We start from the raw sequence: 17,601 nt of genomic DNA, 5'->3' as shown, positions 1-17,601 counted from the left end.
GAGGCGGGAGGAGGGGACCATGCAGCCCACTGCCTTCGAACTGGGTCTGAACTCGTTCGGAGAGATCGCGACCGACGACGGCCGCGTCCTGAGCGACGCCGAGACCGTCCGGCTGCTCGTCGAGGAGGCCGCGCTCGCCGACGCCGCGGGGGTCGACGTCTTCAGCGTCGGCGAGCACTACCGGCCCGGACACATGGACACCGCCACCCCGGTCCTCCTGTCGGCGATGGCCACCGCCACCGAGCGCATCAAACTCGGCACCTCGGTCACCGTGCTCAGCACCAACGACCCCGTGCGGCTCTACCACGCGTTCTCCACCCTGGACGCGGTGTCGGACGGCCGCGCCCAGCTCGTCCTCGGACGGGCCTCGGTCACCGAGTCGTTCGCCCTGTTCGGCCACGACGTCTCCGACTACGACCGGCTCTTCGACGAGAAGCTCGAACTGTTCATGCGCCTGCAGCGGGAGGAGGAGGTCACCTGGTCCGGGACCGTCCGGACCCCGCTGGCCGGCCAGCTCCTGCGGCCGCGCATGCGGGAGGGCGGCATCCCCACCTGGATCGGCGTCGGCGGCAGCCCCAACTCCACCCTCCGCGCGGCCCGTTACGGCCTGCCGCTGATGCTGGCGATCATCGGCGGCCGCCCGCAGCGGTTCGCCGGACACGTGGACCTCTTCCACCGCGGCCTCCAGCAGGCCGGGCACCCCGCCCAGCCCGTCGGCCAGCACTCCCTGGGCCTCGTCGCGGACACCGACGAGGAGGCCGTCGAGACCTGGTGGCGGTACTGGCAGCCGGTCATGACCGCGCTCTCCGAGGAACGCGGCTTCTACGCGCCCACGTACGAGCGCTACCTGGCGGAGGTCGCCGACGGCGCGCTCTTCGTCGGCTCCCCCGCCACCGTGGCACACAAGATCGCCCGGGTCGCCCGCGACCTCCACCTGAACCGCTTCGACCTGAAGTACGACATCATGCGCCTGCCCCGCCAGGCCCGCGCCCGCACGATCGAACTGCTGGGCCGGGAAGTGGCGCCGATGGTGCGCGAACTGCTCACGAAGGAACCCGCTGATGTCTGACCTCGTCTTCGGCCTCGACACGTTCGGCGACGTACCGGTGGACGACACCGGCGCCCCCGTCTCCCACGCGGCCGCCATCCGGCAGGTACTCGACGAGGCCGTCATGGCCGACCGGATCGGCGTCGACGCCATCGCGCTCGGGGAGCACCACCGCCCCGAGTACTCGGTGTCGACCCCGGAGACGGTGCTTGCCGGGATCGCCACTCGCACCGAGCGGATCAAGCTCGGCTCCGGGGTGACCGTCCTCAGCTCCGACGACCCCGTCCGCGTCTTCCAGCGCTTCTCGACCGTCGACGCCCTCTCCAACGGGCGGGCCGAGGTGATCCTGGGCCGCGGCTCCTTCACCGAGTCGTTCCCGCTGTTCGGTTACGACCTCAGCGACTACGACGTGCTCTTCGAGGAGAAGATCGAGCTCTTCGCGAAGCTCCTCGACGAGGAGCCGGTGACCTGGAGCGGCACCACGCGGGCGCCGCTGAAGGACGCCGACGTCTTCCCGAAGACCGAGTCGGGCCGGCTCAGGACCTGGGTCGGCGTGGGCGGCTCGCCGCAGTCGGTCGTCCGCACCGCGCGCTACGGCTTCCCGCTGATGCTCGCCATCATCGGCGGCGCCCCCACGCGCTTCGCGCCGTACATCGACCTGTACCGGAGGGCGGCGGAGCAGTTCGGCACGACCGCCCACCCGGTGGGCATGCACTCGCCCGGCTTCGTCGCGGACACCGACGAGGAGGCCCGGGAGGGGTTCTGGCCCGGCTACAAGGTGATGCGCGACCGCATCGGCAAGCTGCGCGGCTGGCCGCCGGTCCGCCGCGAGGAGTTCGACGCCGAGATCGAGCACGGCTCCATGTACGTCGGGTCGCCCGAGACCGTGGCCCGCAAGATCGCGGCGGCCGTTGGTGACCTCGGGGTCGGCCGGTTCGACCTGATCTACACCGTGGGCCCCCAGCCGGTCGGACCCCGCATGCGCGCCGTGGAGCTCTACGGCACGAAGGTCATCCCCATGGTCCGCGACATCCTCGCGGGCTGACCCCGACGCCCACACCCACGCAGGAACGGAACGGAGACGACATGGACACCGAGGGCGTGCGCACGATCGGCATCCTGGGCGCGGGCAAGGTCGGGACCGTGCTGGCCCGGCTGGCCCTGGCCGCGGGCCACCGCGTGCTGGTCGCGGGCTCGGGCGACCCCGCGGCCATCGCGCTCACGGTGGAGGTCCTCACCCCGGGCGCGGTCGCGGTGACCGCCGCCGAGGCCGCGGCCCGGGCGGACATCGCGGTCCTCGCCCTCCCCCTGGGCAAGTACCGCGGCATCCCGGCCGAGCCGCTGCGCGGCAAGCTCGTGATCGACGCGATGAACTACTGGTGGGAGGTCGACGGGATACGCGACGACCTCACCGACCCGCGCACGTCGTCGAGCGAGACCGTGCAGGCCTTCCTGCCGGGGTCGCGCGTGGTGAAGGCCTTCAACCACATGGGCTACCACGACCTGGAGGACGGCGCCCGGCCCGCCGGGACGCCCGGGCGCAAGGCGATCGCCATCGCCGGCGACGACCCCGGAGACCTCGCCGAGGTGGCCCGCCTCGTGGACGCGCTCGGCTTCGACCCCGTCGTCGCCGGCCCCCTCGCCGAGGGCGTCCGCCTCGAACCGGGCACCGAGCCCTTCGGCGCCAACGTCGACGGCACCGAACTGCGCGCCATGCTCGACCGCTTCCCGCAGACCGATCGCGGACGGACCGTGGCCGAGGCGCGCGTGTAGCGGCCGGGGACCGGCTGGCCCGGGCAGGAGGTCGTGTTCCCCCGCCCGGGCCCGGCCTTGTCGGACCCGCGTGACAGGGTCCGGGCCATGGACCACGACACCGTCTTCGCCGGCCTGGACCGGATCGCCTGGCCGGAGCTGCACCACGCCTTCGGCCCCGCCGAAGACGTCCCCGGCCTGCTGCGGGCGTTGACGTCCGCGGATCAGGAGACCGCGGACGAGGCCGCGGAGGAGCTGTGGGACAGCCTCGTGCACCAGGGCACGGTGTACCGGGCGACGGTGCCGGCCGTGCCCTTCCTGGTGCGTCTCGCCGTGGCGGGTGTGCGGCGCGCGGAGTTGCTGTGCATGGTGGGCGCGGTGGCCGAGAGCGCGGACGAGTACGATCCGGAACGGCCCGGCGCCGCGCATGCCGCGGTTGTCGAGCAACTGCCGCTGCTGCTGCCCCTGTTGTCGGACGACGACGCCGAGAGCCGGCGGTGGGCGGCGTGGGTGGTCGCCCGGTGCGGGCCGGAGGCCGGAGCGGAGGCCCTGGCGGCGCTGCGCCGGCGATGGGAGACCGAGACCGGGCCGGCCGAGCGTGCCGCGGTGCTGACCGCGTGCGTCGCGGTCGGCGCCGACGCGGCCGACGCGGCCGACGCGGCCGACGACCTGTGCGCTGCCGCGTCGCGGACGAACGAGCCCCCTCAGGTCCGTGTGGCGGCGCTGCTCGCCGTCGTGGACACCGGGCGGCCGTGGCACGACGGACTGGCCGCCGTCGTGGCCGAACTGTCACCGCTGAGGCGCCACGCCGCGGGCGTCCAGGTCGACATGATCCGTGACGACGAGGAGTTCCGCGCCGCCGCCCGCGCCCTTCTGGCGGTTCTGAGGGCATGACGCCGGGGTTCACAGCAACAACGACATCGGCAGGAGCAGCAGGAGGGCGACGACCGAAGCGACGGAGACGCCGAGCGTGCAGTTCTTGAGCGTGCCGCGGGTGGTCTGGCCCATCAGGGACTGGAGCAGCCAGAAGGTGTTGCTCGTGACGTGCACCGCGAACAGCGACCCCGCGCCGATGGCCAGCGCGACCAGCACCGGGTCGATGCCGAGGCCGTGGGCGACGGGGGCGAGGACGCCGGCCGTGGTGATGGCGGAGATGGTCACCGAGCCGACGGCGAGGTGGAGCGCGGCGGCGACGGCCCAGACCAGCAGCAGCGGTGCGATGTGGCCGCCGGTGGTGAAGGAGCCGCGCAGGATGCCGCCGAGGCCGGACGCGGCCACGACGGCGGCCAGCGAGCCGCCCACCGCGGTCAGGACGAGGATCTGGCCGCTGTCCTTGAAGCCGCGGACGAGGGCGCGTTCCACGCGTTCGCGGCCGACGGTGAACCGTGCGACGAGCAGCGTTCCGGCGAGCCCGGTGAGCAGCGCCACCACCGGGCTGGAGACGAAGGTCAGTACCGGGCTGCGGGTGTGGGTGGCCTGGGCGACCGCGCCGCCGCCGATCAGCAGCAGCGCGGTCACGAGCGGGGCGAACCGTACGAGCAGGCTCGGCTCCCTCCCTGCGCCGGCCGGGGGCGGGCCGGCCACGGGCGCCGTCCGCGGCCCCGGGGCGGGACGGTGCCTCAGGAGGCGGCCGGTCCCGGGGCGCGCTCGTGCCGGGGCGGGGGCACCGGCCACGGCGACGACCGGGACGGGGCGGACCCGCGCCGCTTCAGCCGGACGCGCCGTCCCCGGCTCCGGCTCGGCCTCCGGCTCCGGCTCCTTCGCCGGCCGCGCGGTCTCCGTCCCCGTACCCGTCCCCGTGCCCGTCTCCGTACCGGCGCCGACGGCGGCGTCCTCGTCGGTGGCGCTGTTCCAGAGCCCCCGCCGGAACAGGAAGGACATGATCGTCACCGACACGAGGACGGTGGGGACGATCAGCACCAGCCCCCACAGCAGCATCGTGCCCAGGGGTACGTGCAGCAGCGCCGCGAGGGCCAGCGCGCCGACACCGGGCACCATGAGGACGATGCCGCTCTCGAGGCCGATCGCCAGGGCGGCGCCCATGCGGGCGGAACCGAGCGGACCGAGCCTGCGGGAGGCGGTACGGGCCAGCGGCGCGCAGATGACCAGGAGCACGTCCAGGTAGATGGCCTGCAGCAGGGTGCCGATGGTGAGCGCCATGGAGTGCGGGAGGCGCCGTGGGCCGAAGACGCGCAGCAGGCGGTCGACGAGCTGCTCGACGGCGCCCATCTCCTGGAGGACCGCGCCCATGAGGACGCCGAAGGCGATCAGCAGACCGACCTCCGCCATGATGTCGCCGAAGCCGGTGGTGATGGTCCTGATCGTCCGGGTCACCCCGAGGCCGGTCGCGAGGCCGAGGTAGAGCGACCCCACCACCAGGGAGATCACCGGGTTCACACGGAAGCGGACGATCAGCGCGACGATGCCGACGATCGCCACGGCGGTGTTGGCCAGTACGGGGACTTCGGACATCCGCGCTCCCTTGCACACACGGCGCCGGGAGGCGAGTACGGGCAGGCGCCCCATCGCGGTGCGGAAGCGGGCTCGTCCAGGACCGGCTCTGAGTGAGACGGCGACTCATCATGAGGGTACTCCGCCCCTCCGGCACATGCACTCGCATGCGCCACCCGTACTCACCACGCGGATAAAAGAGCACGTCTCACCCATCGAGAGGAACATATGGGACTTATTGACGCAGTCCTCCTTGCCCCACATCATGGAATGAGACATCACGATATGGGTCAGCGAGGTGATGGCAGATGCCCGAACCCTTCCCGCCGGACAGCCGAGCGCCGTCCGGTCCTCTCACCGGGTTGCGAGTCCTGGAGCTGGGCAATTTCATCGCCGCTCCGTCCGCCGGCCGCCTCATGGCGGACTTCGGCGCCGACGTCGTCAAGGTCGAACGGCCGCGCGTCGGGGACGAACTGCGCCGCTGGCGGCTGCACGGGGGCGACACCTCCCTGCTCTTCCGCGCGATGAACCGCAACAAGCGGTCCCTCACGCTGGACCTGCGGCGCCCGGAGGGCCGGGACCTGGCCCTGGCCCTGATCCGGCGCACCGACGTGGTGCTGGAGAACTTCCGGCCGGGCACCCTGGAGCGCTGGGGCCTCGGCCCGGAACGCATGCGCGAGGTCAACCCGTCGGTGGTCCTCGTGCGGATCTCCGGCTACGGGCAGACCGGGCCCTACCGCGACCGGCCGGGCTTCGGCGGCGTGGCGGAGGCCGTCGGCGGACTGCGCCACCTCACCGGCGACCCCGACCGTCCCCCCACCCGGGTGGGCATCAGCCTCGCCGACTCGGTGGCCGGCCTGTACGCCGTGATCGGCGCCCTCGCCGCGCTCCACCGCCGCGCCGCGACCGGACGCGGGGAGGTCGTCGACGTGGCCCTGTACGAGGCGGTGTACTCCCTGATGGAGTCCCTGACCCCCGACCACGACGCCTTCGGCGTCGAACGCGAACGCGCCGGCGGCGCCCTGCCCGGGGCCGCGCCGTCCAACACCTACGCGTGCCGGGACGGGGTGTCCGTGGTGATCAGCGGCAACGGCGACGCCGTCTTCAAGCGCCTGGCGGCCGTCATCGGCCGTCCGGAACTGGCCGACGACCCGCGGCTGGCCGACAACGCGGGCCGGGTGCGGCACGCCGCCGAACTGGACGACGCGATAGCGGCGTGGACCGGCGGGCTGCCGTACGAGGAGGTCATGAAGCTGTTGGGGGAGGGCGAGATCCCGGCCGGCCCGATCTACACCGCGGCCGAGATCGCCGAGGACCCGCACTTCGCGGCACGCGGCATGCTCGAACGGCACCGCGTGGCCATCGCACCGGGTTGGGACCAGGACGTGGCCTTCCCCGGCGTCGTCCCCAAGCTGGCCGAGGCGCCCGGCGGCACGCGCTGGCTCGGCCCGGACCTGGGCGAGCACACCGACGCCGTCCTCGCCGAACTGGGCATCGGGGCGGACCGCCGCGCCGGCCTGCGGGCCCGGGGGGTGGTGTGACGTGACCGCCCTGCCCGACCAGGTGGTGATCACCGACGTGATGCTCCGCGACGGTCTGCAGAACGAGGCCGCCGTGCTGCCCCTCGCGGACAAGCTGCGGCTGGCCTACGGGCTGCTGGAAGCGGGGCTGACCTCGCTGGAGATCGGCTCCTTCGTCCACCCGGAGAAGGTCCCGCAACTGGCCGACACCGACCGGCTGGTGGCGCGGCTGCGACCCGGGGAGTCCGTGCTGCTGCACACATTGGTCTTCAACGAGCGCGGCGCACGCCGGGCGATCGCGGCCGGGGCACGCGACGTACGGCTCACCGTCTCCGCGAGCGACGGCCACAGCCGCGCCAACGCCGGGGTGCCGCGGGACGAGGCACTGGAGCGCCTGCGGCCCGCCGTGGACGTGCTGAAGGCACACCGGGTACGGCTGGAGGCCACCGTCGCGACCGCCTTCGTCTGCCCCTTCGACGGCGAGACGGACCCGGGCACCGTGGTGGAACTCGCCCGGCGGCTCGACGCGTTCGGCATCCGCGTGCTGCACCTCGCCGACACCATCGGCGCGGCCGGCCCCTGCCACGTCCGGCGGACCGTCATCGCCGTCCGCGACGCGCTGCCGGAACTCCCCCTCGGCCTGCACCTGCACAACACCTACGGGATGGCGTCCGCCGACGTCTGGGAGGCGCTGCGACTGGGCGTGCGGCGCTTCGACGCGGCACTCGGCGGGATCGGGGGGTGCCCGTTCGCGCCCGGCGCCGCGGGGAACCTGGGGACGGACGACCTGGTCAACCTCTGCCACCACGCCGGCGTCGCGACCGGCGTCGACGTCCGCCGCCTCACCGCGGTGCGCGAGGAGTTGCGGGTGCTGCTCGGGCACCGGCTGGACTCCGCCCTGTCCGCGGTGCCGGCCGCGCCGGTGCCGCTGCGCACCGCCCTCGCGCCGACTGACGTACGGTGAGTCCTCGTACGGGACGCCCCCGGCCGGGGGCGGGAAGGACGCGGTGGTGCGCATGGGCGAGAAGGCGGGGACCGCGCCGCTGCTGGTGCTGCAAAAGATCCGCCAGATCCTGGAGTGCTTCACCATCGAGCGCCCGGAGCTGAACCTCCAGGAGATCACCCGGGCCACCGGGCTGCCCGCGAGCACCTGCCAGCGCCTGGTGCACAACCTGCTGCGGGAGGGCTTCCTCGACCGTGACGGGGACGTGTACCGCATCGGGCTGCACTTCGTGCAGTGGGCGGCGCCGGGCACCTTCGGCCTGGACATGGTCAGGCTCACCCGGCCCGCACTGCGGCGGCTGCGCGACCGGACCGGGGAGACCGCCTGCCTGTACGTGCGCGACGGCGCCCACCGCACGGTGGTGTCGCTGGCGGAGGCCCACCACGTGGTGATGCGGATGTTCGCGGTGGGCATGGTGATGTCCCTGCACGCGGGCTCGGCCGGGAAGGTCTTCATGGCCTTCGACCCCATCGCCCGCCGCGACGCGGTGGGCCACGGCCTGACCCGGCACACCCCGCGGACCGTGGTGGACATCGACCTGCTGGACGACCAGTTGGAGGAGATCCGCCGCAACGGCTACTCCGCCTCCTTCGAGGAACGCGACATCGGCGCGGCCTCCGTCAGCGCCCCCGTGTTCGGCAGCACCGGCGAGCTGGCGGCCGCCATCGGCATCGGCGCGCCGACGCAACGGCTCACCCCCGCCGAGGTGGGCCGGCTCGCCCCCGTCGTCGTCGAGGCCGCCGAGGACGCGTCCCGCTCCCTCGGCTACCGCCCGGGCATCCGCGCGGACGGCACCGCGCACTGACCGCCCGCCGGGGGGCGGCTCCGGCGGTGGGCAGGGACGTCATGTGCCCGTACCGATGTCGTCGTGGCGGGACACGAAGCGCGCCCGCCCGTCCTCGACGTGGAAGAGGAACCATCCGCCGTCCTGGCCGGTCTCCAGGAACTGGGACTGGCTCTCGTAGCTGTAGCGGCGGGTGATGCCCTGCCAGGGGGCGCGCAGGAGTTCCGCGCGCAGGGACTCGCGGCCCTCGCCGCCGAGCGCGGCGAGGCCGTGCGCGGCGAAACGGACGGCGTCGTAGGCCTCGGCGGCCCAGGGCCCGGGGGCGGTGCGGTGGCGGGCGGTGTAGGCGGTGGCGAACGCCCGGGTCCGGGGGTCGGCGGCGGCGTCGGTGCGGGCGGTGCTGATCCACCAGCCCTCGGCCTCGCGGAGGAAGCCCGCGGACAGCACGTTCTCGTCGGCGGCCCGGACACCGCGGTGACCGGCGGTGCGCAGGGCCTTCGCACAGGCGGCGGCGCGGGCCGGGGTGACGCCGGCGAAGAGGACGGCGTCGTCGGGGCGGGCCGCGACGGTGTGCGCGGCGGCGTCGAAGTCCTCGTCGGCGGCGACCTCCAGCACGTCGACCTTCCCGTCCAGCTTGCCGTGGACGGTGACGATCTCGACGGTGGGCCGGCCCTCCTCCTCGTCGGCGAGGTCGTGGACGACGACCGTGCGCCGGGGCCGGACGACGCGGTTGAGGTAGCGGTCGACGGCTCCGGGCCCCGCGGTGCGGGTGGGGCGCAGCACGAGTGCCGTCGTCGCGTTGACGGCGTTGAGCCGCTCGGTGTCCGCGCGGGTCACCAGCAGGCAGACGCCGGCCTCGGTGCAGACCGGCACGGCGGCGGGCACGGCCCGGTTGTCGCCCGCCGCGATGACGGCGTGCACGCCGGGGTCGGCGGCCAGCCGGCGGGCGGCTGCCGCGGAGCCCTCCGCGGTGCCGCCGTCGTCGGCGGTGCGCAGCGCGAGGTCGAAGGCCCGGTCGGGACGGGCGTTGTGCTCGGCCACCGCGAGGCCCGCCCCGCGTTCCTGGGCCAGGACGGCCGCGGCCGAGCGGTCGCCGAGGAGGCCGATGACGCGGGTCGGCAGCGACCGCCCGGTGCCGCCCGTCCCGCGGGACCGTCCCCACTGCCACCACGCGGTGCCACCGCCGACCGCGGCGACGCCGAGCGCGGCGGACGTGGCGAGCAGCCGCCGCCGGGAGACCGGGGGCCCGGTGGGCACGGCGGGCACGGCGGACGGCAGGGGCGAACCGGCGGCGGACAGCTCGGTCGGTTCGGGCACCGGCAGGTCCAGGACGCGGCCGGCACGGTCGGCGACCACCGCCGGCAGCCCGCCGGGCAGCCACGACCCGGGGTCGAACACGCCGAAGAGACCGCGCAGTTCGGTCACCGTGGGGCGTCCACCGGCGTCCTTGGCGAGGCAGGCCCGCAGGGGCGCGTCGAGTTCGTGGGGCAGGCCGGTCAGGTCGGGTTCCTCGTGCACGGTCCTGAACAGGACCGCGGCCGCTCCCCCGGTGCCGAACGGGGCCCTGCCGGTGGCGGCGTGGGCGAGCACGCAGCCCAGCGAGAAGACGTCGCTCGCGGTCCCGACGGCCGTGCCGCGGGCCTGCTCCGGGGACAGGTAGCCGGGCGAGCCGATGACGGTGCCGTCCGTGGTGAGCGCGGTCGCGCCGACGGCCCGGGCGATGCCGAAGTCGATCAGCCGCGGCCCGTCGGCGGCGAGCAGCACGTTGGCGGGCTTGACGTCGCGGTGGACGAGGCCGGCGCCGTGCACGTCCTCCAGGGCCGCGGCCAGCGCGGCGGCCAGGGTGCGGACCTGCGCCGGCGGCCAATGCCCGTGCAGGGCGAGGGCCTCGTTGAGGGGCAGCCCGGGGACGTAGGCGGTGGCCAGCCAGGGCGAACGCGCGTCCGCGTCGGCCGTCAGCACGGGCACGGTCCAGCGGCTCGACAGACGGGTCGCCAGCTCCGTCTCGCGGCGGAACCGGGCCAGGAAGCCCGCGTCCTCGGCGAATTCCGTGCGGATCACCTTCAGCGCGACCCAGGCGCCGTGCGGGGAGCGCGCCAGGTAGACGACGCCCATCCCGCCGGCCCCGAGCCGCGCCACGAGCCGGTGCCCGCCGATCCACGACGGGTCGGCGGGCAGCAACCGGTCCATGGCCCTACTGGTCCCCCTGCTTCGGCACGATCGGCCCGAGCTGCCGGAAGCGTCCGTCGTGCACCTGGTGCACGTACGTCTCGCCGCCCAGGGTCTCGTTCGTGATCGCGTACTGGTGGTAGGCGTTGAAGGTGTAGGTGCGCGCGACGCCGTGGTACGTCGCCTTGGCCAGCCGCTGGGCGAGCGCGGGCCGGGCGGGGCGCCCGCCTCCGGAGGGCAGCGTGCGGGCGAACTCCTGCAGCAGCATGCGCGTGCTGTCGTAGGCCTCGGTGGCGTACGGCTCGGGGGTGCCCCCGTACTCCTTGCGCCAGGCGGCGGTGAGCCGCCCGGCCTCCTCGGTCGTGAGCTGGGCCGGGTCGACGGCGGGCGTCACGGCGTACCAGCCCTCGCCCGCCGCGCCGGCCAGGCGCGGGAAGTCCGAGCCGTACAGCAGGTGGGACATCCAGCGCCGGCCCGTGAAGCCCGCCCGGGCCAGCTGCCGGGCCGCGGCGACGGTCGCCTCCAGGGGACCGAGGTACACGAAGGCGTCGAGGTCACGGGAGAGCAGTTCGCGGACCGCGCCGACGGCGTCCCCGGTGCCCTCCGCGACGACACGGGGCACCACCTCGCCCCCGAGGGTGTCGCGCCACTGGGTCACCAGGACGCCGCCCTGGTCGTGCATGGCGGATCCACCGGAACGGTCGATGACGATCCCGGCACGGCCCAGCCGGCCCGTCACGAGCGCGCTGAAGGCGATGGCGGTGCCCTCGGCCTGGTGGGGCGCGCCGGTCTGGAAGGTGACGTCCGGGGACCACACGAAGTAGTCGTTCTGCCCGGTGGTGCTGGAGACGTGCGTCAGCTTCGCGGCGGCGTAGACGCGCGCGGCGGCCCGCAGGGTCACCTCGCCGGTGGGGCCGAGGACGGCGAACACCTCGTGGTCGGCGGCGAATTCGTGGGCGACCGCGGTGGCCCGGTCGACGGTGCCTCCGTCGTCGAGGACGCGTACCCGGACGGAGAACGCGCGCTTCGGGTTCGCGTTGTGCTGGGCCGCGGCCAGCCGCGCGGCCCGCTCGCAGGCGCCGGCCAGAGCCGCGTCCGGGCCGACTCGGGTGACCTGCACGCCGAGCACGTACGTGGGCCTGCCGGGCGTGCCGGGCTCGCCCTCGGCGTCGTCGCGTCCCGCGGCCCACAGGGCCGCTCCCGAACCGGCGCCCGCCAGCAGCAGGGCCCCTCCGACGGCCAGCAGCCGGCGCCGGGACGTCGACAGCCGGTGCGGCGCCGGCGGGGTCTCACCGGGTTCGTCCACCACGGTGGGTTCGACGGCCGGCAGCGCGAGGCTCTCCGCGGCGCGCGCGGCGACCGTACGGGCCACCGGGTCCGGCAGCCAGGCCGGCGGCGACGCGGCCGCGCCCTCGGGGACGGCGTCCTCGGTGTCGTCCCCGGACAGCCGCCGCCGCAGCTCCTCCGGGGCGGGCCGGTCCCGCGGGTCCTTGGCGAGGCATGTGTCGAGGACCTCGCGCAGCTCACCGGTGACGCCGTCGAGGTCGGGCTCGTCGTGGACGGTCCGGTAGAGCAGGGCGTCGGGGGTGCCGGTGCCGAACGGCGGGCGGCCGGTGGCCGCGTACGCGAGGACGCAGCCGAGGGCGAAGACGTCGCCGGCGGGGCCGGCCTGTTCGCCGCGGGCCTGTTCGGGCGAGAGGAAGCCGGGCGTGCCGATCACCAGGCCCGAGGCGGTGAGCGCGGTGTCGTCCGCGGCGCGGGCGATGCCGAAGTCGATCAGCCGGGGGCCGTTCACGGCCAGCAGGACGTTGCCGGGCTTGACGTCGCGGTGCACCAGCCCGGCCCCGTGCACGGCGCCCAGTGCCTCGGCCAGCAGGGCCCCGAGGACCCGCACGGCGGCCGGCGGCAGAGGACCGTGCTCGGCCACCGCCTCGCCGAGGGAGGGGCCGGGGACGAACGCGGTCGCAAGCCACGGCTCGTGCGCGGTGGCGTCCGCACCGAGCACGGGCACCACCCAGGGGCTCGCCACGCGCGCCGCGAGCTGCGCCTCCCGCGCGAACCGGGCCCGGAACCCGTCGTCCGTGGCGCTCTCGACCCGGATCACCTTCACGGCGGCCAGCGCGCCCGCCTCGGAACGCCCCAGGTACACCACCCCCATGCCGCCGGCGCCGAGCCGCCGCAGCAGCCGGAAGCCGCCGACGGACGCCGGGTCGGTGGGACGCATCGGCTCACTCATCGCCCGCACCCTCCGTCCCCTCGCCGGACACCCCGGCCTCCTTGGCCTCGACGGCACCGAGCCGGTCGATGTCGGCGGTGATGTTGGTGACCCCCTCCAGCGCGTCCTGCGTGACCTTCGTCTTCTCCGCCTCACTCGCGCCGGCGGCGTGCCGCACGGTCGCGGCCACCGTGACCGGGCCGAGCCGGTGCTTGAACCAGTCGAAGCGGCGCGGCTTCCCGTCGCCTTCCACCACGTACTCGCCGAACTCGGCGAGGTCGTCGTCGGACGTGGCGGTCCGCTGCTCGTCGTACGGGTCTCCCCGCGAGGTCATGCCCTGGACCCACTCGGTCGCGGTCAGCTGCTGCTTCGGACAGCGCAGGGGTTCCTCCAGCGACACCGCCATGTCCCGGCGCGCGCCCACCACCGAGGTGTGCACGGTGACCGTCAGGGACACGTACACCGGGCCCTTGCCGTCGGTGTCCGGCCGGACGAAGGAGCGGGTGAGGCTGGCCAGGACGGAGCCGGCGAGCGGATCGCGGCGCCACACGCAGTCCTCGCCCAGCACGGTCCAGGTGGCTGGCCCGGTCTCGTACGGATCGCGCTTGCGGAACCCGGAGCCGAAGTAGTCCGGCCGCACGGTCAGCCCCCGGACGAAGGCGGCCGCCTGGGCCCGGGTCTTGGGCGCCGCGCTCTCGGCCAGGGTGAACGGGTCGTTCACCGCCGACGCCGACGCCGACGGGGCCGGATCCGCGCTGCCGCGCCCGCTCGGGCTCGCACCCGACGGCTTCGCCGCGCCCTCGCCCGGCGACCCCTCGCTGGTGCACCCCACCAGCAGCAGCGCCCCTGCCGCCGCGAGCAGGACCGGTCTGCGTGCGCTCACTCCCACCCACCCCATTCGTCGCACCGTCTCGTCGAACACCGCGCGCCGCTTGCCGCGTGCACATGCCATGGTGCGCCAACGGGCTTGTCCAGACCATGAGTTGAGTCGAACCGTAACCGGTCGGCCACTGCTCGGTGACACTTGGGAAGGCCCGGTGACCGCTGCTCCGCCGGCCGCCGCCGCGCCGCCGCGTCCTACGGAAGCGTGGCGGCCGACTCCCGCAGCGGCCCGTCGGCCCAGCGTGCCGCCTCGGCCCGGCTCCGGATGCGCACGACCGTCAGTTCCGGCCGGTCGTGCAGCAGTCGCCGCACCCGCGCCGCCGACTCGCCGTGGGTGTTCCAGGCCCAGCGCACGATGTGCTCGCGGTCGGTGAACACCGTCCACAGCGGCGGCTCGATGTTGCCGTTCCACAGGGCCTGGCGGCGCAGACGGCGCAGCAGGGTGCGCCGTACGACCTGGCGCATGACGCGGTGCCGGGGCAGGTCCAGCCAGAGCAGCAGGTCGGCGCGGGCGGCGAGGTGGGCGCGGACCGAGCCGTACTGCCACTCCGTCACCCAGCCGGGCTCCGCGCTGAAGCGGTGGACGTCGGCCTCGAAGGAGGGACGCCTGGTCCAGCCGGGGCCGTGGAAGAGCGCGTCGATCTCGATGTGCGGCACCCGCAGCGCGGCGGAGACACGCGCGGCGAGCGTCGTCTTGCCCGCCCCGGAGGTGCCGGCGACCAGCACCCGCCGCGGTCGGTGGGGCAGCGGGTCGGCGGGTCCCAGAAGCGGCACGCGGCAACGGTAGCAACGCCGTCGGTGCCGACGGCGGCATAGGTCCCCGGCCACACACCGGCCGGGCGGCGACCCGCGGGCGTTCGGGCCCTCGGTCGGGCCGCCGCTGCACGGCCGGAGCAGTACGGCGAACCGTGGTCGCGACTGCCGGCCTTGCGGTCGGGCGTCGCCGTCGCAGTCGACGTGCGGCAGGACCTCGGTGCCGGCCGCCGGCGGCGGTGCCGCAGGTCCCGACGGAGTCGCGCGCCGGGTTCCGCATCGAGCAGCCGGGGCCGGCGCCGGGCCGACGCCGCGGCTGAACGCGCGGCGACCAGGGTGCTTCGCGATCGGGAGTCACGGGTGAACCGCCTTTCCAGGATGCCAGGTCAAGGCACGTCGCCGACCCGTCCGACATGTGGTGGACACCCTCCCTTCCCGGCGGCGACACCCGTCCGGACGCATGCCTGCTGCACGATCTTCGGACGTGACTACCAGCCCTGCCCTTCGCACCCTCGACCGCCGCCGGTTCCTCGCCCTCGCGGGCGGCACCTTCGGCGTCCTGGCCGCGGGCCAGTTGACCCAGGCGCTCTCCGCGCGCGCCGCGGAACTGGACCCCGCGCCCTTCTCACTCGGCGTCGCCTCCGGTGACCCGGACCACCACAGCGTCGTGCTGTGGACCCGCCTGGTGCCCGACCCGCTCGACGCGGAGACCGGCGGCATGCCCGCGACGCCCGTCGAGGTGCGGTGGGAGGTGGCGAAGGACGAGTCGTTCCGGAAGGTCGTCGCGAGCGGCGCGGTGACGGCGCTGCCGGAGTCCGCGCACACCGTGCACGTCGTCGTGGACGACCTGGCCCCAGACCGCTGGTACTGGTACCGCTTCCAGTACGGCGAGGTCCGCAGCCGCACCGGCCGCACCCGGACCATGCCGCCGCCCGGCGCGAAGGCCGACCGGATGCGGTTCGCGTTCGTGTCGTGCCAGTCGTGGACGGGCGGCGCCTACCCGGCCTACCGCGACCTGGCGGAACAGGACCTCGACTTCGTCCTGCACCTCGGCGACTACATCTACGAGACCACGGGCGGCAGCCTCACCGAGTTCCGCCGGCTGCACGCCCTGTACAAGACCTCGCCCGAACTGCGGGCGGCGCACGCCCGGTTCCCCTTCTTCGTCACCTGGGACGACCACGAGGTCCAGAACAACTACGCGGCCGGCGTGCCCGGCGGCTCAGGCGACGGCCGGCCCTTCCTGGAGCGCCGAGCCAACGGCTACCAGGCGTACTACGAGCACCTGCCGCTGCGCCCCGAGCAGCGTCCCACCGGCCCGGATGCCCTGATGTACCGTCAGGTGCGGTTCGGGAAGCTCGCCGAGTTCAGCGTGCTCGACACCCGCCAGTACCGCACCGACCAGGCGTACGGGGACGGACGCAAGGAGCCGGGACCCGAGGTCTGGAACCCGGAGCGTACGATGACCGGTCCGGAGCAGGAGAAGTGGCTGCTCGGCAATCTGGACCACTCCAAGGCGCGGTGGAACGTCATCGCCCAGCAGACCATCATGGCCGCCTTCGACTACGACCTCGGCCCGGGGAAGATCGTCAATCTCGACCAGTGGGACGGTTACGCCGGTGCCCGCGCCCGCATCCTCGACTTCCTCGCCGGTCACGACGTCGCCAACCCGGTGGTCCTGAGCGGCGACTGGCACACGCACTGGGTCAACGACCTCAAGACCGACTTCGACGACCCCCACTCCCCCGTCGTCGCAACCGAGTTCGTCGGCACGTCGATCTCCTCCGGCGCCGGCTGGGACGCCGACGTCCGTGCGGGTCTCGTCGCCAACCCGCACGTGAAGTTCTACAACGGCACCTACCGTGGCTACGTGATGTGCGACGTGACGCCCGACTGCTGGCGTGCCGACCTGCGCATCGTCCTCAAGGGCGACGACGCGGCCTCCCCTGCCTTCACCATCGCCGCCTTCGAGGTGCGCGACGGGCTCCCCGGGGCCCGGCGGATCGACGCCGGCGACGGCCTGGTGGGCCGTATCACCGACAAGGTGACCGGCAAACCGCTCGCCAACGTCCAGGTGACGGTCACGGCGGCGGACGGCACCCGGTTCGCGTCCGTCACCACCGACACCACCGGCGAGTACCTGGCCTTCGCGCCGCCCGGACAGTACGGGGTCGCCGTCAACGGCGTCGGCTACGAACCGGCGGCCGCCATGGCCACCGTGCGCGCGGGGGTGCAGACCCGGGGCGACGTGGCCCTGACGCGCGCGGCCGTTCGGGCCGGCGCCGGTCGTCCGGTGCCCGGTCCGCAGTCGCAGGCGGCGGCCACGGACGTCACGCTGTCCAACGGCATGCTGTCACTGGCCGTTTCGGCGGGCTCCCAGGACCCCCAGCTGCCCGCGGTCACCCTGGGCAAGCCGCTGGACCTGGCGGCCGTCGGCCACCTGGACCAGCTGGACTGGATGAACCTGCCGTACGCCTCGACGGCGCGGCCGCGCGGGAGCAACGCCTGGCAGCAACTGACCGTGCGGTCCACCGCCCTGGAGGTGCTCTCCGCGGGCGGCCCGGTCGCCTCCGCGCGGGCCACCGGCGCCACCACCCAGGTCCCCGATGTCGAGGTGGTCACGACCTTCACGATCGGCGAGGGCGAGCCCTGGGTCACCGCGGAGAGCGTCTTCACCAACCGCGGGACGCAGGCCCGCACCTTCTGGCTGGGCGACGTACTGGACCACGACGGCGCCGGCCAGCGCAGCGGGGTCGCCGGACACGGCACCGTGACCGCGTCCGCCCCGGCCGACTTCGAGCCGGCGGCGCCGTGGGTGGGCATGACCGGATCCGACGGCCAGACGTACGGGCTGCTCTACGACGAGCCGGGCTTCACCGCGTACGCCTGCGGGATCTGGGTGATGACCCAGCGTCAGGTGACGATCGACCCGGGCGCGGCGTTCACGCTGCGCCGCCGGATCGCGGCCGTCGACAACGGCGGCGCGGCCGACCCGTTCGCGGTACTCGCCGGGCTCTGACCCGG

13 protein-coding genes are annotated in these 17,601 nt (G+C 74.5%); 8 read left to right on the top strand and 5 right to left on the bottom strand.

Features of this window, described 5'->3' with window-relative positions; all coding sequences use genetic code 11:
* Positions 1–19: 19 nt before the first annotated feature.
* From ACZ7MY_RS11480 to ACZ7MY_RS11465, 4 genes are all read left to right on the top strand, one after another.
* Complete coding sequence (locus ACZ7MY_RS11480; protein WP_499601146.1) at positions 20–1,069, top strand: LLM class flavin-dependent oxidoreductase; 1,050 nt, start codon at positions 20–22, stop codon at positions 1,067–1,069.
* Positions 1,062–2,093 (top strand): LLM class flavin-dependent oxidoreductase, encoded by a 1,032-nt coding sequence (locus tag ACZ7MY_RS11475; protein ID WP_499601145.1) that lies wholly within the window; start codon positions 1,062–1,064, stop codon positions 2,091–2,093. The genes ACZ7MY_RS11480 and ACZ7MY_RS11475 overlap by 8 nt, the downstream gene beginning before the upstream one ends.
* A gap of 41 nt (positions 2,094–2,134) precedes the next feature.
* The gene (locus ACZ7MY_RS11470; protein ID WP_499601143.1) at positions 2,135–2,821 is read left to right on the top strand and encodes an NADPH-dependent F420 reductase; all 687 of its coding nucleotides are present in this window, start codon (positions 2,135–2,137) and stop codon (positions 2,819–2,821) included.
* A gap of 87 nt (positions 2,822–2,908) precedes the next feature.
* Entirely contained in the window at positions 2,909–3,694 is a 786-nt protein-coding gene (locus tag ACZ7MY_RS11465) for a hypothetical protein (RefSeq protein WP_499601142.1), read from the top strand.
* A gap of 9 nt (positions 3,695–3,703) precedes the next feature.
* On the opposite strand, the gene ACZ7MY_RS11460 is transcribed toward ACZ7MY_RS11465, so the two are convergent.
* The gene (locus ACZ7MY_RS11460; protein ID WP_499601141.1) at positions 3,704–5,272 is read right to left on the bottom strand and encodes a GntP family permease; all 1,569 of its coding nucleotides are present in this window, start codon (positions 5,270–5,272) and stop codon (positions 3,704–3,706) included.
* Between the two features lie 287 nt (positions 5,273–5,559).
* Here ACZ7MY_RS11460 and ACZ7MY_RS11455 point away from each other — a divergent pair, with 287 nt between their 5' ends.
* Genes ACZ7MY_RS11455 through ACZ7MY_RS11445 form a run of 3 tightly spaced genes read left to right on the top strand, consistent with a single transcriptional unit; the run spans position 5,560 to position 8,579 of the window.
* Complete coding sequence (locus ACZ7MY_RS11455; protein WP_499601140.1) at positions 5,560–6,792, top strand: CaiB/BaiF CoA transferase family protein; 1,233 nt, start codon at positions 5,560–5,562, stop codon at positions 6,790–6,792.
* Position 6,793: 1 nt separating this feature from the next.
* Positions 6,794–7,735 carry a hydroxymethylglutaryl-CoA lyase gene (locus tag ACZ7MY_RS11450; RefSeq protein ID WP_499601139.1) on the top strand — a complete coding sequence of 314 codons (942 nt, stop codon included), beginning with the start codon at positions 6,794–6,796 and terminating at the stop codon, positions 7,733–7,735.
* 52 nt (positions 7,736–7,787) lie between these two features.
* Positions 7,788–8,579 carry an IclR family transcriptional regulator gene (locus ACZ7MY_RS11445; protein ID WP_499601138.1) on the top strand — a complete coding sequence of 264 codons (792 nt, stop codon included), beginning with the start codon at positions 7,788–7,790 and terminating at the stop codon, positions 8,577–8,579.
* 39 nt (positions 8,580–8,618) lie between these two features.
* On the opposite strand, the gene ACZ7MY_RS11440 is transcribed toward ACZ7MY_RS11445, so the two are convergent.
* The 4 genes from ACZ7MY_RS11440 to ACZ7MY_RS11425 form a co-directional block, all read right to left on the bottom strand.
* Positions 8,619–10,748, bottom strand: a complete 2,130-nt coding sequence (locus tag ACZ7MY_RS11440; protein WP_499601137.1) for a protein kinase domain-containing protein — start codon at positions 10,746–10,748, stop codon at positions 8,619–8,621.
* A gap of 4 nt (positions 10,749–10,752) precedes the next feature.
* Positions 10,753–12,963, bottom strand: a complete 2,211-nt coding sequence (locus tag ACZ7MY_RS11435; protein ID WP_499601136.1) for a bifunctional serine/threonine-protein kinase/ABC transporter substrate-binding protein — start codon at positions 12,961–12,963, stop codon at positions 10,753–10,755.
* On the bottom strand, positions 12,956–13,825 hold the full coding sequence (locus ACZ7MY_RS11430) for a hypothetical protein (protein ID WP_499601135.1): 870 nt from the start codon (positions 13,823–13,825) through the stop codon (positions 12,956–12,958). Before ACZ7MY_RS11430 ends, ACZ7MY_RS11435 begins: the two co-directional genes overlap by 8 nt.
* Before the next feature lie 194 nt (positions 13,826–14,019).
* A complete protein-coding gene (locus tag ACZ7MY_RS11425) occupies positions 14,020–14,598 on the bottom strand; it encodes a P-loop NTPase family protein (protein WP_499601134.1) in 579 nt (192 codons plus the stop codon).
* 463 nt (positions 14,599–15,061) lie between these two features.
* On the opposite strand from ACZ7MY_RS11425, the gene ACZ7MY_RS11420 reads away from it, so the two are divergent.
* A complete protein-coding gene (locus ACZ7MY_RS11420; RefSeq protein WP_499601133.1) occupies positions 15,062–17,596 on the top strand; it encodes an alkaline phosphatase D family protein in 2,535 nt (844 codons plus the stop codon).
* Positions 17,597–17,601: the final 5 nt, after the last annotated feature.

This window comes from Streptomyces sp. NPDC111520, assembly GCF_055635295.1.
The sequence above is the reverse complement of the archived record's forward strand: the minus strand, read 5'-3'. Positions and strand labels throughout refer to the sequence as shown.

Coding starts and splice junctions, on each gene's coding strand:
- ACZ7MY_RS11480 (WP_499601146.1), top strand. CDS start 20: ATGCAGCCCACTGCCTTCGAACTGGGTCTGAACTCGTTCGGAGAGATC.
- ACZ7MY_RS11475 (WP_499601145.1), top strand. CDS start 1,062: ATGTCTGACCTCGTCTTCGGCCTCGACACGTTCGGCGACGTACCGGTG.
- ACZ7MY_RS11470 (WP_499601143.1), top strand. CDS start 2,135: ATGGACACCGAGGGCGTGCGCACGATCGGCATCCTGGGCGCGGGCAAG.
- ACZ7MY_RS11465 (WP_499601142.1), top strand. CDS start 2,909: ATGGACCACGACACCGTCTTCGCCGGCCTGGACCGGATCGCCTGGCCG.
- ACZ7MY_RS11460 (WP_499601141.1), bottom strand. CDS start 5,272: ATGTCCGAAGTCCCCGTACTGGCCAACACCGCCGTGGCGATCGTCGGC.
- ACZ7MY_RS11455 (WP_499601140.1), top strand. CDS start 5,560: ATGCCCGAACCCTTCCCGCCGGACAGCCGAGCGCCGTCCGGTCCTCTC.
- ACZ7MY_RS11445 (WP_499601138.1), top strand. CDS start 7,788: ATGGGCGAGAAGGCGGGGACCGCGCCGCTGCTGGTGCTGCAAAAGATC.
- ACZ7MY_RS11440 (WP_499601137.1), bottom strand. CDS start 10,748: ATGGACCGGTTGCTGCCCGCCGACCCGTCGTGGATCGGCGGGCACCGG.
- ACZ7MY_RS11435 (WP_499601136.1), bottom strand. CDS start 12,963: ATGAGTGAGCCGATGCGTCCCACCGACCCGGCGTCCGTCGGCGGCTTC.